Origin of the sequence: Bradyrhizobium sp. AUGA SZCCT0169, from assembly GCF_018130085.1 — a bacterium.
Lineage (GTDB): Bacteria > Pseudomonadota > Alphaproteobacteria > Rhizobiales > Xanthobacteraceae > Bradyrhizobium.
Genome location: NZ_JAFCMC010000015.1, coordinates 1 through 12,773 on the forward strand (window position 1 = coordinate 1; position 12,773 = coordinate 12,773).

Below are 12,773 nucleotides of genomic sequence, written 5' to 3' on the forward strand. Positions count from 1 at the left end.
GCACCCGGTCTTCCCTGCGCCCTCTGTATTTAGGGCGGGAAGTTTCTGGCAAAGCTCGGGCGCATAGCGTCGCGAGAGCGCGAACCGCGTTTTGGATGATTGCGCATCTACAATCACAGCCGTCGTCCCGGCCTTGAGCCGGGACCCATAACCACAGGAAGAAGTTTTGCGAACGGTCTCTGCTTCTGAGACTTCATCGAGAGATCACGCGGTATGGGTCCCGGCGAAGGCCTGGCGTTCGCCGGGACGACGTGCGGAGAGAGTGCGGAGCTGCTCCAGCGGCGCTACGCGCCGACCGGGTGGCTCGCAATGACGTGGATGGGCCGCGGCGTACTGGGTCCCCCGCTTTCGCGGAGGACGACAGCGATGAGTGGGGCCGCACCGCTGCCATGATCGACCAAAATCCACTCAAAATCGACGCTGGCGCCGATGGTTAATCGCGTCTTAACCTCGCCGTATCTATGGTGGTTTGATCCGTTACCGGTCGCTCCACCCGTCCCCCGACCGCTATTGAAAGTACTGGCGTATCTCGCATGGCAATGACCGCCTCTTCCGGCGTGGCGCAGGGCGCCGGCAGTATCCCGGCCGGTCAGGCCGAACGTTCGCCGTTTCTGCGGACGGCCGAGCTTCTGGCCCCCTATCAGCCCGGTAAGCCGTTGATTGCGTTATCGTTGGGCGAGCCGCAGCACCCGGTTCCGTCCTTTGTCGGCCCGGTGCTGGCCCAGCACATCGCCGATTTCGGCCGCTACCCGATCGCCAAGGGCATCGAGCCGTTCCGCCGGGCGGTCGCAAGCTGGCTCTCGGCCCGGTTCCAGCTGCCTCGGGCAATGGATCCCGAGAGTGAAATTCTGGTGCTGAACGGCAGCCGCGAGGGGCTGTTCTTCGCCGCGATCACGGCCGCGCGCTATGTCGGCCCGCGCAAGGGCACGCCGGCGATCCTGATGCCGAACCCGTTCTATCCGGCCTATGGCGCCGGCGCGCGCGCCGCCAATTGCGAACCGATCTACCTGCCGACCACGCTCGCCAACGGCTTCCTGCCGGATCTCGACGCGCTCGATGAGGCGACGCTGGCGCGCACCGTTGCGATGTACATCGCCTCGCCCGCCAATCCGCAAGGGTCGGTCGCCTCGCGCGACTATTTTACCCGTCTGGTGCAACTCGCCGATCGCTACGGCTTCATGATCCTGAGCGACGAGTGCTATTCGGAAATCTACACCAAACAGGCGCCGGGCAGCGTGCTCGAATGCGCAGGATCCGATTTCAGCAACGTGGTGGCGTTTCAATCGCTGTCGAAGCGCTCGAACCTGCCGGGCATGCGCGTCGGCTTTGCGGCGGGCGACAGGAAATTTCTCAGCGTCTTTCACGAACTGCGCAACGTCGCCGCCCCGCAGGTGCCGGTGCCGCTGCAGCAGGTCGCGGTCGCCGCCTATAGCGACGAGGCGCATGTCGAGGAAAACCGCCGGCTCTATCGCATCAAGTTCGATCTCGCCGATCAGATCCTCGGCAATCGCTACGGCTATGCCAGGCCCGCCGGCGGCTTCTGCGTCTGGCTCGATGTATCGGACCGCGGCGGCGACGAGGCTGCAACGGTGCAGCTCTATCGCGATGCCGGCGTGCGCGTGATCCCCGGAACCTATTTGTCGCGTCCGCAGAACGACGGCAGCAATCCCGGCGCCGGCTATATCCGCCTGGCGCTGGTGTCGGACAGTGAATCAACGGCCGAGGCGTTGCACCGCCTGGTCGAAACTTTGGCTTAATCGCAGGGCCCCATGAGCATGCCAGCGATCGAACGTGTCATTCCCCTGGTCGGCCATCTGCCGGCCTCGATCCGCGACGCGCTGGCGCGGCGCCTGCGGGAGGTCGCAGGCCTGTGCCTGATCGCAATCTCCGGCGTCGCCAGTGCCGCGCTGATGACGTGGTCGGTGCAGGATCCAAGTTTGAGCCACGCGACCTCGCGTGCGATCCGCAACGTCCTCGGATATCCGGGCGCGATCGGCGCCGATCTCCTGATGCAGATTCTCGGCCTTGGCGCGATCATGCTGATCCTGCCCGTCGCGGTGTGGGGCTGGCGCATGCTGACCCATCGCACCTTCGACCGCGAAGCATTGCGCCTGGCCTGCTGGATCCTCTGCACCATCATTGCGGCGGGCTTTGCCAGCTGCTGGCCGCATGGCGGCGCATGGCCGCTGCCGACCGGGCTTGGCGGCGTTGTCGGCGATGCCCTGGTGCGCGCGCCGGCCGTGATCTTCGGGCCCGCCGGATTCATCTACCGGCTGGTGCTCGGCATCATCCTGTTCGCGGCGATGTGCGCCACCTTCCTGTTTGCGAGCGGCTGGGGTTCGCGTCCACGCGACGACGAAGAGCTAACACCCATTGAGGATGACGACGCGCCGTTCGAGGAAGAGCGCGATCGCAGCTCGGTTTCGCTCGGCTGGGTCTATCATGCCCTGATGAGCGCCAAGGCCCGGCTCGGCTGGCTGATGTCCACGGCCTACCGTTCGCTGGTCGCAAGCGCGCCGCAGCCCCGCACCGCCTCGTTCGAGCGACAGGAGCCCAGTCTCGGCGGCCGCCCGGCGCCATCGATTGCCCCGCAGGCCGAGGAAGATTACGGCCACGAGGAAGAGGAAGAAGACGAGGAAGAGGAAGCCTCCGTCGCCCGCGCCCCCCGCAAGAAGGCGGCAGCGCCAAAAGCATCGACACGCAAAGACAAGTTCGAACTGCCCGCGGTCTCGATGCTCACGGCACCAAAAGCATCCGATCGCCAGCCGCTCAGCAAGAGCGAATTGGAAGCCAATTCGCGCGCGCTGGAAGGCGTGCTCGGCGACTTCGGCGTCCGCGGCGAGATCGTCAAGGCCAATCCCGGCCCTGTCGTGACACTGTACGAACTCGAACCGGCGCCCGGCATCAAATCCTCGCGCGTCATCGGCCTCGCCGACGACATCGCCCGCTCGATGAGCGCGCTGTCGGCACGCGTCGCCGTGGTGGCCGGCCGCAACGCCATCGGCATCGAATTGCCGAACGCGCACCGCGAGAAGGTCTATTTGCGCGAGCTGCTGTCGCTGAAGGACGAGTCGCATGCCAAACTGCCGCTCTGCCTCGGCAAGAATATCGGCGGCGAGTCCATTATCATCGACCTGGCGCGCACGCCGCATATGCTGATCGCCGGCACCACCGGCTCCGGCAAATCGGTCGCCATCAACACCATGATCCTCAGCCTGGTCTACCGGCTGCGGCCCGATCAGTGCCGGCTGATCATGGTCGACCCCAAGATGCTCGAACTCTCCGTCTATGACGGCATCCCGCATCTGCTGACGCCGGTCGTGACCGACCCGAAGAAGGCCGTGGTCGCGCTGAAATGGGCGGTGCGCGAGATGGAAGAGCGCTACAAGAAGATGTCCAAGCTCGGCGTCCGCAACATCGATGGCTACAACCAGCGTCTCGTCGAAGCCAAGGGCAAGGGCGAGGAGCTGACGCGCACGGTGCACACCGGCTTCGACAAGGAAACCGGCAAGGCGATCTACGAGGACGAAAAGCTCGACCTCGAACCGCTGCCCTACATCGTCATCATCGTCGACGAAATGGCCGACCTGATGATGGTGGCCGGCAAGGACATCGAAGGCGCGGTGCAGCGGCTGGCGCAGATGGCGCGCGCCGCGGGCCTGCACGTGATCCTCGCCACGCAGCGTCCGTCGGTCGACGTCATCACCGGCACCATCAAGGCGAACTTCCCGACCCGCATCGCGTTTCAGGTCACGTCGAAAATCGACAGCCGCACCATTCTCGGCGAAATGGGCGCCGAGCAACTGCTCGGCCAGGGCGACATGCTCTATATGGCGGGCGGCGGACGTATCAGCCGCGTGCACGGCCCGTTTGCCTCCGACGAGGAAGTTGAGAAGGTGGTGCGCCATCTCAAGACGCAGGGCCAGCCGGAATATCTCGAAGCCGTTACGGCGGAAGAACCAGCCGAGGGCGAGGACGGCGCGGTGTTCGATTCCACCGGCATGGGCGGCGACGGCGGCGGCGACCTGTTCCAGCAGGCCGTGGCAATCGTCAAGCGCGACCGCAAGGCCTCGACCTCCTACATTCAACGCCGGCTGCAAATCGGCTACAACCGCGCGGCGTCATTGATGGAGCGGATGGAACTCGAAGGCATCGTCGGCCAGGCAAACCATGCCGGCAAGCGCGAAATTCTGGTCGAGGAAGAAGAGAGCGGTTTCTAGAGCGATTTCAAGCGAATAGGTCCACTAACGAACTGAATTTGGCGTAATAATTCTCACGGAAAAACGATATCTCCTTTGGTCGAAAGCGCGATAAAACCACCGGCAGTGGGACGATCCGTTGAATAGAGATTCGAAATATCTGATGACACACGACTTTACCCATCGCGGCGTCCGTTACGGACTGGCGCTTGTGATCGCCATGTCCGTTGCCGGCGCAGCGACATCAGGCTTTTCGCAGAACGTTCCGGTCCCAAAGCCCGCACCCAAGGCCCGCGACGGCGGCGTGCAGCTGAGCGCGCAGGATTCGCAAAAAGGTCCGGCGACGACGGGTGCGACCCAGGCGCAGCCAAAGGCGGGGGCGACGCAAGCGCCGCCGAACCCTGTCATCCCCGATCCAAATCGCAATGTGCCCGCCAATATTTTCGCGACCTTCGATGCCAACCAGAAGGCGCAGGCCGCCAGGGTGAGTACGTATCTGTCGTCGCTGCAGACGCTGGTCGGAAATTTCGTCCAGGTCGGGCCGGACGGCAGCAAGACCAAGGGCGACTTCGTGATCCAGAAGCCGGGCAAGGTACGCTTCGAATATGACGCGCCGAGCCAGATCGCGATCGTTGCCGACGGATCCTCGCTCGCCGTGCGCGACAAAAAGCTCGCCACCCAGGACATCTATCCGTTGTCGCAAACGCCGCTCCGGTTCCTGCTGTCGGACCGTATCGATCTGTTGAAGGATACCAACGTCGTCAGCGTCACCGCCGATGACGTCTTCATCAGCGTCACCATCGAGGAAAAGCAGGCGCTGATCGGCACCAGCCGGTTGATGCTGATGGTCGGCACCAAGGACGGCCAGCTCAAGCAATGGACCGTGACCGACCCGCAGGGCTACGACACCACGGTCGCGGTCTATAATCTCGATACGTCGAAGAAGGTCGATCCCGGCCTGTTCAAGATCGATTTCACCAATTATTCGGTGCCGCCAGGCTGATGATTCTTGATTAGGGACGAAGGACGTGCGTCATCAAGCGCACGTCTTTTTCATTTCGGGCCCGCATGCGTTTTTCCCTGACCACGTGGAATATCAACTCGGTGCGCCTGCGCATCGACATCGTCGCCAAATTCCTCAAATCGGCGCGGCCGGATGTGCTCTGCCTGCAGGAGACCAAATGCATCGACGATGCCTTCCCGCTGAAGCGCTTCAAGCGCCTCGGCTATGAGCATGTCGCGCTGAACGGACAGAAGGGCTATCACGGTGTCGCCATCGTCTCGAAACTGCCGTTCGAGACCAAGGATATCCGCACCTTCTGCGACAACATCGATTCGCGGCACATCTCGGTGGCGTTCGGCGAAAAGGCGCAGCTCGCAAAGCCGCTGGTGCTGCATAATTTCTACGTCCCGGCCGGCGGCGACATCCCCGACCCCGCGCTCAATCCGAAGTTCGATCACAAGCTGAAATTTCTCGACGAGATGAAAGCCTGCGAACCGCTGCATCCGCGCGGCGACGACCGGCATATCCTGGTCGGCGACCTCAACGTGGCGCCGCATGAGAACGACGTGTGGTCGCACAAGCAGCTGCTGAAGGTGGTCTCGCACACCCCGATCGAATGCGAAAAGCTGCTGGCGGCACAGACCCATGGCGAATGGTTCGATGTCGCCCGGATGCGCATTCCACTGTCGGAGAAGGTCTATACGTGGTGGAGCTACCGCGCCGCCGACTGGACCGTCGGCGACCGCGGCCGCAGGCTCGATCACATCTGGGTCTCGCGCGCGCTGAAGGATGGCGTCAGCGATTTCCGCATCACCCGCGACGCGCGCAGCTGGGAGCGCCCGTCGGATCACGTGCCGGTTACGGTGACGCTGGAGGTGTGAGGTCAGAGCGTTTTCGAGCGAAGTGGATACCGGTTCGCGTGAAGAAAACGCGTCAAAACAAGAATTGCGATCAGGTAGAGAGCTTGGCGCCGGCCATCAATATATCGCTGGCAAGCTGGCTGGTGCGGGTGGCGAGTTCGTCGCGCAGCGCCCGCGCCGCGGCAGGATCGCTCTCGAGCACGCGCTGAAACAGGCTGCGCGACACCCGGATCACGGTGGAATTCTCGATCGCGATCGCGCTCGACGGCCGCTTCATCGCCACGATCAACGCCAGCTCACCGATCAGGGCACCGGGACCTGCGATGACTTCAGCGCCGCCGTCCTCGACTCGGAACGCACCGCGCTGCACGATATAGCCTGCGTCCGCCTCGTCGCCGGCGTTGAACAACTGGTCGCCGCGGCCGAATTCGCGTTGCTCCGAGCCGATCGCCAGCATGCGCAGCGCCGTCGTTCCCAACAAGCGCAGTGTCGGGACGCGCTCGAGCAGAGCTACATCATCTTCGATCGACATACGGAACCGGTGATGCCCAAAGAGGTACGATTCGTGGGCCGAATCGTATCACGGCACCAGCTTGTAGCCACCGGCTTCCGTCACCAGGATCTCGGGATTCGCGGCATCCTTTTCGATCTTCTGCCGCAGCCGGTAGATGTGGGTTTCCAGGGTGTGGGTGGTGACACCCGAATTATAGCCCCAGACTTCCTGCAGCAGCGTCTCGCGCGACACCGGCATCTGGCCGGCCCGGTACAGGAAGCGCAGGATCGCGGTTTCCTTCTCGGTCAGCCGCACCTTCCGGGCGTTGGCGCCGGTCAGCATCTTGGAGCCGGGGCGGAAGCTGTAGGGGCCGACGGAGAACACGGCGTCCTCGCTGGCCTCGTGCTGGCGCAGCTGCGCCCGGATCCGGGCCAGCAGCACGGCGAAGCGGAACGGTTTTGCCACGTAGTCATTGGCGCCGGATTCGAGGCCCAAAATGGTATCCGAATCGGTGTCGTGGCCGGTCAGCATGATGATCGGCGCCTTAAAGCCCCCCTTGCGCAGGGAGCGCACCACTTCGCGGCCGTCGGTATCGGGCAGGCCGACATCCATCAGCACCAGGTCGGGGGAATTGGCCTTGGCGGCGCTGGCGCCCTTGGCGCCGGTATCGACCGCGGAGGCTTCGAACTCCTCATGCAGTGATAATTGCTCAACCAGCGTGTCGCGCAGATCGGTATCGTCATCCACGATCAGGATCTTGCGGGCATTGGCCATAGGTACGATCCTCTAGAGGCAGGCGGCGGACACAAGTGGGAGCGTCTCAAGCCGGTCTTGGTCGGTTGGTCGATGACGAAACTGGTTCGCGGGCGAACCTCGGCCATCGGGTACGGAATCAGGTAGGAGATTGTTACAATTTCACAAGGCGAACCGCAGTGTATCCCAGATTCGAGGGGCTGTTGGATGAATGTCCTGTAATGGGCGTCAAATAGAGCAATTGCGGCCGGGGACGCAACCCCAGGATTTGGACCTTTGGCATGGGAAACACCAATTTTTCAATCACTTATGAGACAGAAGCGCGTGATCGACCGCTCTCGGCGATCAGGGTTCATCGCGCCGCCGGCGACCCGCGCCGGGGCTGGCTGACGGCCGACGGCTGGACCATCCCGGTGGCACTTGGTCGCGGCGGCATCCTCGCCAACAAGCGCGAAGGCGATGGCGGCACCCCGCGGGGCACCTACCGGCCACTGCAATTATGGTGGCGCGCCGACCGCCACTCGCGCCCGCCAACCTTTCTGCCGGTCCGGCCAATCCGGCCCGAGGACGGCTGGTGCGAAGATCCGAAGGACCGCCACTACAACCAGCCGATACGGCTGATGCGTGACCAGATCGGCGACCGCCTCACGCGCGACGATCACCTCTACGACTTCATCGTCGAGATCGATCACAACAGCGCGCCGCGTATTGCCGGCCGCGGCAGCGCGGTGTTCCTGCATCTGGCGCGCCCGAATTTTTCCGCCACGGCAGGCTGCGTTTCGATGACAAAGTCTGCGATGCTGCGGTTGCTGCGGCGGATGGGGCCGCAAACCAAAATTATTATTGGATGAACTTCATTTCAGGGTGCGGGGAATATGCAGGACAGACATCAGATTGCGTCGGCATCGCAGACGTTGCACGACCATTGGCGCGCCGGCACCAAGCTTGACGCACTCGACGACTGGCTGCGTCCACAGGACCGCATCGAGGCGTATGCGATCCAGGCCGCGATCGAAAGATTTTCGACGACCCATCTGTTCGGCTGGAAGATCGCGGCCACCAGCGAGGCCGGGCAGAAGCACATCAATGTCGGCGGTCCAATGGCCGGACGCATTCTCGCCGAGACCGTGATCCCTGACGGCGGCACGGCGTCGATGGCCGGCAACGAAATGCGCGTTGCCGAGCCGGAATTCGCGTTTCGCATGCGCTACGATCTACCGTCGCGATCGACGCCCTACACGGTGGGCCAGGTGCTCGATGCCGTGGACACGCTGCATCCGGCGATCGAAATTCCGGATTCGCGCTTTTCGGATTTCGTCAGCGCCGGCGACGCCCAGATCATCGCCGACAACGCCTGTGCGCATCTGTTCGTGCTCGGCCCGGCCACGACAGCCGACTGGCGCGCGCGCGATCTGGTGGAGGAGCGGCCTGTCACCACGCTGCGCGGCCAGCAATTCGTCGGTCACGGCAAGAACGTGCTGGGCGATCCCCGGCTGGCGTTGACTTGGCTCGCCAACGAATTGCGCCAGCTCGGCGTGACCTTGAAGGCGGGCCGGGTCGTCACGACAGGCACCTGCCATCCGCCGCTGCCGATCCAGGCGGGCGATTTCTGCGCGGTTGATTTCGGGGTGCTCGGGAAAGTGTCGGTGGGGTTCGAGTAGCGGCGCGCCTCAAACTCGGTGTCGTCCCGGCCTTGAGCACAGATGCGCAATTGCGCATCGGGGGACCCATAGCCACCGCTATTCATTGCTCACGAAGAGTACCAACTCCGACTGTGCATAACCGAGGAGCCGCGGCGTATGGGTCCCGGCTCAAGGCCGGGACGACAAGTCACCGATGCCCGAAAATCGCCGAGCCGACGCGGATATGCGTGGCGCCGAACTGGATCGCGATTGCAAAATCGGCGCTCATGCCCATCGACAGATGCTTCAAGCCGTTGCGCGCGGCGATCTTGGCGGTCAGCGCGAAATGCGGTGCCGGCGCCTGGTCGACCGGCGGAATGCACATCAATCCGGAAATCAGCAGGCCATATTTCTCCCGGCAGCCCGCGATGAACGCATCGGCCTCGCCGGGCGCGACGCCGGCCTTCTGCGGCTCCTCGCCGGTGTTGAGCTGGACGAACAATTCCGGCTGCTTTTTTTGGGAATTGATTTCCTTGGCTAACGCTTCGCAAATGCTCGGGCGGTCGACAGAATGAATGGCGTCGAACAGCGCCACGGCCTCTTTCGCCTTGTTGGATTGCAGCGGCCCGATCAGATGCAGCGCCAGCCCCTGGTAAGCGGACATTAACCCAGGCCATTTCGCTTTGGCTTCCTGCACGCGATTCTCGCCGAATACGCGCTGTCCGGCGTCGATAATGGGCGAAATCGCCGACGCGTCGAACGTCTTGGACACCGCGATCAATTGTACCGTCGCCCGATCGCGGCGTGCTTCCTTGCAAGCGCGCGCGATGTCCTGCTCCACGGTAGCAAGTCCGCCAGGTAAAGATTCGGTTAGCGAGTTGGTCGTCGGAGGCGTCATGTCGATTGTGGCTCGTACATTTACGGGATTTCCTTGGATTTTACCAAGTTCGGGAAGGGCTTTTTGAATCCTTCGCTTTACCCTGCCACGCGGGGTAGGGGCCAAAATGTCTCGCGTTATTTTCAACCGCAACAGAGTGAAACTCAAGAAGCTTCTGGGGATCCGGACGCGGCTGGTGCTGCTGGCGTTGATGCTGGTGGCGCCCTTGATGCTGGAACGCGTCCGTTCGCTCGAGCATGCCCGCTCCAAGCAAATCGCCCTTGCCACCGAAGAATTCCTCAACATCGCCCAGCACAGCGCCGATACCCAGCGCGAAGTGGTCTCCTCCGTCGAGACGATGCTCAAATCCGCCGCCTATATCCGCGCCTCCAGCGGCATCGGGCGCAGTTGCGAAATCCTGCGTGCCAGCCTGCCGAGCAACCTGCCCTGGATCCGCAGCATCATGATCGCGTCCAAGGACGGCCTCGTGCAGTGCTCGACCTTGAACATTCAGGTCGGATTGCAAATCGGCGACCGCGAATATTTCAAGAAGGCGCAGGCAAGCCGCGACTTCGTTTTCAGCGATTACCTGTTCGGCAAGACCAACGGCCGGCCGATGATGATGGCGGCCTATCCGGTGTCTGCCATCAATCCCGAGGAAGATGCCATCGTCGTTGCCGGCATCAATATCGACTGGCTGTCGAAGATCATGACCAATCTCGGCGGGCGGCCGGGAATTTCGTCGTTGCTGGTCGACAGCGCCGGCGTCGTCCTCGCCGCGCCTACCGATCAGACCAGCATGATCGGCCGGCCGCTGGATTCGGTGCCGCTGATGTCCGCCGTGGCGGAGAAGGCCTTGAGCTCCGACGCCCCGACCGGCTCGCTTTCGTTCACCGCGTCCGACGGCTCGAATCGCACCATCAGTTTCTCCCGGATTTCCGGAACACAGTCCCGCCTGATCGTCAGCATCGACGAAACCAGGGTGACCGCCGCGATCAATCGCGAGATCCGCACCGCCTATCTTCAATTGGGATTTGTCTGCCTGTTCGTGCTGCTGGGCGCACTGATCGGCGCGGAAAAACTGATCATCAACCCGATCGAGGTGATGACCGGCATGGCCAGGCGATTCGGCGAGGGCGATCGCACGGCGCGCGTCGCGCGCAGCAAACTGCCTTCGGAATTCATGCCGCTGGCGCGCGCCTTCAACGCGATGGCCGCCCAGCTAAGCCAACGCGAGCGCGAGCTCCTCGCCAACAACGACCGCCTCACCGTGATCGCATCGATCGACATGCTGTCGGGTCTCGCCAATCGCCGCGGCTTTCAGAGCCGTCTGGATTTCGAGTGGATGAAGGCGCAGCAATACAACAGCGAATTGTCGCTGCTGATGATCGATGTCGATCACTTCAAGCTCTACAACGACACCTATGGCCACCCTGAGGGCGACGCCTGCCTGACCAGGCTCGGCGAAACGCTGGCCGGCATCGCCGCCGACACCATGGGCTTCGCCGGCCGCTATGGCGGCGAGGAATTCTGCCTGCTGCTGCCGAACACCGATTCGCTGAAAGCGCTGGCGATCGGCGAGATGGTGCGCACCGCGGTGCTGGACCTGAAAATACCGCATCACACCAGCAGCCATCATACCGTCACCGTGAGCATCGGTGTGGCCGGCACGCTGCCGAACGACGCGCAGCGCCCGGGCGACCTGATCGAGGCGGCCGATGCCGCCCTCTACGCCGCCAAACACCGCGGCCGTAACACCGTGGTCGAACATGGCTTTGCGAAGATGGTGGATCAGGCCGGGATGGCGCTGGCGGGCTAGCCCGTCGCCCGCTGCTCAGGCACGAGTTCGGCCTCGGTGACGACCCGGTTGCGGCCGGTCTTCTTGGCCTGATAGAGCGCGCGGTCGCAGCGCTCGATCAGATCGGCCATCGATTCGCCGCCCTGGAACTGCGCCACTCCGATGGAGATGGTGATGCCAGGCAGTGCTTCTCCGGTCGAACGGCGGGAGATGTGGCATTCGGCAACCAGGCGCCGGATGCGTTCCGCAATCGTGGCAGCCGTCGTCAGGCCGGCGTTCGGCAGGATGACGATCAACTCCTCGCCGCCATATCGCGCCGGCAGATCGATGTCCCGCACGGCCTCGCGCAACACCCTCGCCATCAGGCGCAGCACCTGGTCGCCGACCCCGTGGCCGAACTCGTCGTTGAAGCGCTTGAAGTGATCGATATCGATCAGAAGCGCACTCACTGGATCGTCCTGCTCCATCGCCGCGAGCTGAGCCTTGCGGAAGAACTCCTCCAGCGCCCGGCGGTTCGGCAGGCCGGTCAGCGTGTCTGTCTTGGCCCGCTCCTCGGACTTGACCAGGGAATCGCGGATCGTCGCCAGTTCGCGTGATTTCTCGACAAAGCTGACTTCGAGCTTGGTGGCGCGCGTCGTCGCCTTGGCGAGTTCGCTCATCAGGCTCTCGATCAGCAGCTTGGGATCGACGCCGGCCCCGGTGCGCTCGGTGACATCGTTGATGGCGGCCATTTGCGAGCGGTTGTCGGCGATCGCCGTGGTCAGGAACTGCTTGGCCGACGCCATTACCGAATGCAGTTGCTGGGAGACTTCATAGGCCACCGCCTCGTCGGCGGCCTTCGATCCGATATAGCTCTCATAGATTTCACGATTGGTCTGGGCGTCGAATTTGCGCTTGTTGCCGATCAGGATGTCGATCGCCCGCTTCAGCACCGGCGGCGTGCCGAGCGTATAATTGAACCAGACATGGAAATTGTTCGGCGTCGGCGGCACGCGATGCTCGGCCATTGAGCGCATGGCCGTTTCAGCGACCGACGTCGCGTATTCGAAATCGAGCTCGTCGAATCCCGCGGTCACGGCTTTGATGGCTTCCTACCGGTGAATTGGTGCTCTTTTCATAGGCAGGTTCCCATGAATTCGTTAAATGCCCCTCAACCGACCCGCCGGCA

The 12,773-nt window shown here is 63.1% G+C and carries 11 protein-coding genes; 7 read left to right on the forward strand and 4 right to left on the reverse strand.

Annotated features, from left to right (window positions below; all coding sequences use genetic code 11):
* Nucleotides 1-533: 533 nt before the first annotated feature.
* From JQ609_RS18400 to JQ609_RS18415, 4 genes are all read left to right on the forward strand, one after another.
* A complete protein-coding gene (locus tag JQ609_RS18400; protein WP_212274442.1) occupies nucleotides 534-1,757 on the forward strand; it encodes an aminotransferase class I/II-fold pyridoxal phosphate-dependent enzyme in 1,224 nt (407 codons plus the stop codon).
* A gap of 12 nt (nucleotides 1,758-1,769) precedes the next feature.
* Nucleotides 1,770-4,220, forward strand: a complete 2,451-nt coding sequence (locus tag JQ609_RS18405; RefSeq protein WP_212274443.1) for a DNA translocase FtsK — start codon at nucleotides 1,770-1,772, stop codon at nucleotides 4,218-4,220.
* A 142-nt stretch (nucleotides 4,221-4,362) separates the two neighbouring features.
* On the forward strand, nucleotides 4,363-5,202 hold the full coding sequence (locus JQ609_RS18410; RefSeq protein WP_212274444.1) for an outer membrane lipoprotein carrier protein LolA: 840 nt from the start codon (nucleotides 4,363-4,365) through the stop codon (nucleotides 5,200-5,202).
* A 65-nt stretch (nucleotides 5,203-5,267) separates the two neighbouring features.
* Nucleotides 5,268-6,083: an exodeoxyribonuclease III gene (locus JQ609_RS18415; RefSeq protein ID WP_212274445.1), complete on the forward strand. Its 816-nt coding sequence runs from the start codon at nucleotides 5,268-5,270 to the stop codon at nucleotides 6,081-6,083.
* A 70-nt stretch (nucleotides 6,084-6,153) separates the two neighbouring features.
* Here JQ609_RS18415 and JQ609_RS18420 read toward each other — a convergent pair whose 3' ends face one another.
* Nucleotides 6,154-6,594: a Crp/Fnr family transcriptional regulator gene (locus JQ609_RS18420; RefSeq protein WP_192740640.1), complete on the reverse strand. Its 441-nt coding sequence runs from the start codon at nucleotides 6,592-6,594 to the stop codon at nucleotides 6,154-6,156.
* A 48-nt stretch (nucleotides 6,595-6,642) separates the two neighbouring features.
* The gene (locus tag JQ609_RS18425) at nucleotides 6,643-7,329 is read right to left on the reverse strand and encodes a response regulator transcription factor (protein WP_044539278.1); all 687 of its coding nucleotides are present in this window, start codon (nucleotides 7,327-7,329) and stop codon (nucleotides 6,643-6,645) included.
* Between the two features lie 260 nt (nucleotides 7,330-7,589).
* Here JQ609_RS18425 and JQ609_RS18430 point away from each other — a divergent pair, with 260 nt between their 5' ends.
* Both JQ609_RS18430 and JQ609_RS18435 read left to right on the forward strand, forming a co-directional pair.
* The gene (locus tag JQ609_RS18430; protein ID WP_212274446.1) at nucleotides 7,590-8,159 is read left to right on the forward strand and encodes a L,D-transpeptidase; all 570 of its coding nucleotides are present in this window, start codon (nucleotides 7,590-7,592) and stop codon (nucleotides 8,157-8,159) included.
* A 24-nt stretch (nucleotides 8,160-8,183) separates the two neighbouring features.
* Nucleotides 8,184-8,969, forward strand: coding sequence for a 2-keto-4-pentenoate hydratase (locus tag JQ609_RS18435; RefSeq protein WP_212207609.1), 786 nt, complete (start codon nucleotides 8,184-8,186; stop codon nucleotides 8,967-8,969).
* 169 nt (nucleotides 8,970-9,138) lie between these two features.
* On the opposite strand, the gene JQ609_RS18440 is transcribed toward JQ609_RS18435, so the two are convergent.
* A complete protein-coding gene (locus tag JQ609_RS18440; protein WP_212274447.1) occupies nucleotides 9,139-9,828 on the reverse strand; it encodes a YggS family pyridoxal phosphate-dependent enzyme in 690 nt (229 codons plus the stop codon).
* Nucleotides 9,829-9,934: 106 nt separating this feature from the next.
* Here JQ609_RS18440 and JQ609_RS18445 point away from each other — a divergent pair, with 106 nt between their 5' ends.
* Nucleotides 9,935-11,626, forward strand: coding sequence for a diguanylate cyclase domain-containing protein (locus JQ609_RS18445; protein ID WP_212274448.1), 1,692 nt, complete (start codon nucleotides 9,935-9,937; stop codon nucleotides 11,624-11,626).
* Here JQ609_RS18445 and JQ609_RS18450 read toward each other — a convergent pair.
* Nucleotides 11,623-12,612: a GGDEF domain-containing protein gene (locus JQ609_RS18450; protein ID WP_212274536.1), complete on the reverse strand. Its 990-nt coding sequence runs from the start codon at nucleotides 12,610-12,612 to the stop codon at nucleotides 11,623-11,625. The genes JQ609_RS18445 and JQ609_RS18450 overlap by 4 nt on opposite strands.
* Between the last annotated feature and the right edge of the window lie 161 nt (nucleotides 12,613-12,773).

What these genes read in the sequence shown, in the direction of transcription:
- JQ609_RS18435 (WP_212207609.1), top strand. Translation starts at nt 8,184, where the DNA reads ATGCAGGACAGACATCAGATTGCGTCGGCATCGCAGACGTTGCACGAC.
- JQ609_RS18450 (WP_212274536.1), bottom strand. Translation starts at nt 12,612, where the DNA reads ATGGCCGAGCATCGCGTGCCGCCGACGCCGAACAATTTCCATGTCTGG.
- JQ609_RS18420 (WP_192740640.1), bottom strand. Translation starts at nt 6,594, where the DNA reads ATGTCGATCGAAGATGATGTAGCTCTGCTCGAGCGCGTCCCGACACTG.
- JQ609_RS18415 (WP_212274445.1), top strand. Translation starts at nt 5,268, where the DNA reads ATGCGTTTTTCCCTGACCACGTGGAATATCAACTCGGTGCGCCTGCGC.
- JQ609_RS18410 (WP_212274444.1), top strand. Translation starts at nt 4,363, where the DNA reads ATGACACACGACTTTACCCATCGCGGCGTCCGTTACGGACTGGCGCTT.
- JQ609_RS18430 (WP_212274446.1), top strand. Translation starts at nt 7,590, where the DNA reads ATGGGAAACACCAATTTTTCAATCACTTATGAGACAGAAGCGCGTGAT.
- JQ609_RS18425 (WP_044539278.1), bottom strand. Translation starts at nt 7,329, where the DNA reads ATGGCCAATGCCCGCAAGATCCTGATCGTGGATGACGATACCGATCTG.
- JQ609_RS18440 (WP_212274447.1), bottom strand. Translation starts at nt 9,828, where the DNA reads ATGACGCCTCCGACGACCAACTCGCTAACCGAATCTTTACCTGGCGGA.
- JQ609_RS18445 (WP_212274448.1), top strand. Translation starts at nt 9,935, where the DNA reads ATGTCTCGCGTTATTTTCAACCGCAACAGAGTGAAACTCAAGAAGCTT.
- JQ609_RS18400 (WP_212274442.1), top strand. Translation starts at nt 534, where the DNA reads ATGGCAATGACCGCCTCTTCCGGCGTGGCGCAGGGCGCCGGCAGTATC.
- JQ609_RS18405 (WP_212274443.1), top strand. Translation starts at nt 1,770, where the DNA reads ATGAGCATGCCAGCGATCGAACGTGTCATTCCCCTGGTCGGCCATCTG.